The sequence below is a fragment of the Wolbachia endosymbiont of Cylisticus convexus genome, from assembly GCF_003344345.1.
The window spans coordinates 1-1,968 of the sequence record NZ_QPIP01000168.1; the positions used below are offsets into that span (position 1 = coordinate 1).

The 1,968-nt window shown below is 34.6% G+C and carries 2 protein-coding genes and 1 pseudogene; 2 read left to right on the plus strand and 1 reads right to left on the minus strand.

Going from position 1 to position 1,968, the window contains the following annotated elements; translation table 11 throughout:
• Positions 1-864 precede the first annotated feature (864 nt).
• Positions 865-1,137, minus strand: a pseudogene (locus Wcon_RS09780) (IS4/Tn5 family transposase DNA-binding protein); the annotation flags it as partial.
• A 64-nt stretch (positions 1,138-1,201) separates the two neighbouring features.
• On the opposite strand from Wcon_RS09780, the gene Wcon_RS11580 reads away from it, so the two are divergent.
• Complete coding sequence (locus tag Wcon_RS11580) at positions 1,202-1,468, plus strand: hypothetical protein (protein WP_201796976.1); 267 nt, start codon at positions 1,202-1,204, stop codon at positions 1,466-1,468.
• A gap of 144 nt (positions 1,469-1,612) precedes the next feature.
• On the plus strand, positions 1,613-1,968 hold a 356-nt coding region (locus Wcon_RS09790; RefSeq protein WP_237349973.1), incomplete at its 3' end, for a recombinase family protein.

A 1,968-nucleotide genomic window follows, 5' to 3' on the forward strand; every position in this document is an offset into this window, starting at 1 on the left:
TTACTTTTTTTCGGTTTGACACACTTTTTTGAACATTCCCTACTTGCGAATTTCCCGCATACGGCTCTTCAGTGTAGCATTCACAGCATCTTTGATTACTGCTATCTGATTTAGTTTTCCTTGCATCATATTCCAACCTCTGTTGTGTTGGTGTAACAATCCCTAACTATACCGCTGATCGCTTCCCCTTGTTTCCCACACTCTGAGTACTATCAATCAGTCCGACTTCCTTTGTATCTTCCGTTAGTTCTTGCCTTTGTTGACTTGTTCCAACGTACCTCAATAGGAATACAAAGGATCTCCCAAGTTTACGTAAACTCCATCTCAATACATGACACGGCCTCAGATCCCGATAGATAACTTGCCTTGTCATTATCCTTCATACTGTCTTCCACTATATGGAAAGTGTCGACCTCCATGATGTTGGTAATTTCGGGACTCAATACCTTCACTTTCGTTGTACCCTGTATTGTTCGTTCCCTTAGCTTTACTACGCTCGTTACCTTACGTAGCATAATGGTCTGTTCTAGGCTGTTGGCTAGACTTTGCCTAGGTTGACCAACTGTCTTCTAAACGCTTTTCTTGGCGCACTCATAAGTCTTCTTGGCTTTGTTTTTTTTCTACAAGATTCTAGATCTGGTAAAATTATCTTGAATTTTTCACGACTTATGTCACTTGGGTATACACTTCTCATATATCTAATTTATATACATTATCTCCTACTTTATCCCTTCTTTGAGATCATGTACAGGTTCTTAGAACAGACTTATCTATTTTCATAGTGATCTTGCTATCCGTACTCTGTTTTTGATATCCATAAGTATCTTTTTTTATCATCGCATAACGCTTGCTGCTGAGTAAATTACTTGTATCTTGAATTACAAGAATCTTTTTATGAGCTTTTATTCTTTCAACAGTTTTTGTAGTATGTGAAGCTAGAATATCGCTTTCTTTCACGTTCTCATTTTGAAAAAAACGATATGCCCATTTTGCTTCTGACCAACTTCCACATACCTGATTAATTGAGCTTTCAGGTAAATTTATTAAACTATCAGCAATATTCGCCAATCGGTCAGTTAGTCTTTTATCTCCAAGTGTCGCATCTCCAAATTCATTTTTAGCCCATTCACTTGCCATTTTTATACCCTCAATATTTGCAAACTTTAATATTCTAATACTTTATTTATAAGTCCATTTATATTTGTGGGTAATAGTAAGATTTCAAATACTGGAATCATATAGATTTGAAGTAAAATTGGTAAATGCGCGACATGTTAAAAATGTGCCTGGTAGAAAGTCTGACGTTCAAGATTGCCAATGGTTACAACAATACACCTACGACAATGTTGCCAACAATTTAAAACTTGAAAAAAGTATTTCCAGAAAACTTTTATGTCCAAAAGTAAGAGCTCCATTTATTTATGACGCTAATGACGAACTAATTATCAGCTTTAATGTAGTGGATTAATAATGAGCATATTATTTAAATGGAATGTTATGAACAGTAAAGAAAGATTTGCCATACGAGTTAGTTATGAACCTGATAGGTTGGCAGAGGTATATTTATTAGACGCCTACACAAAATTAATGCCAGTGCTAAAGTATTCAGTAAATGCAAATAAAAAAGAACTTCAAGGAGGATCAAATGTTAACAGTAAGCTTATATGCAAGAGTTTCTTCAGAAAAACAAGTACAAGAGAATACGATTGCAAGTCAACTTTCAGCTTTAGAAAATAAAATTAAAGCAGATGGGCATGAATTGCTAGATGAACATAAATTCGTTGATAATGGCTATAGTGGATCTAATTTAGTTCGTCCTGCCTTAGAAAAATTACGTAATAAAGTAGCAGAAGGTAAAATTGACATAATCTATATTCATTCTCCTGATCGTTTATCGCGTAAATATGCATATCAGATGGTTTTACTTGAAGAATTACAGAAAGCAAAAGTAGAAGTAATTTTTTTAAA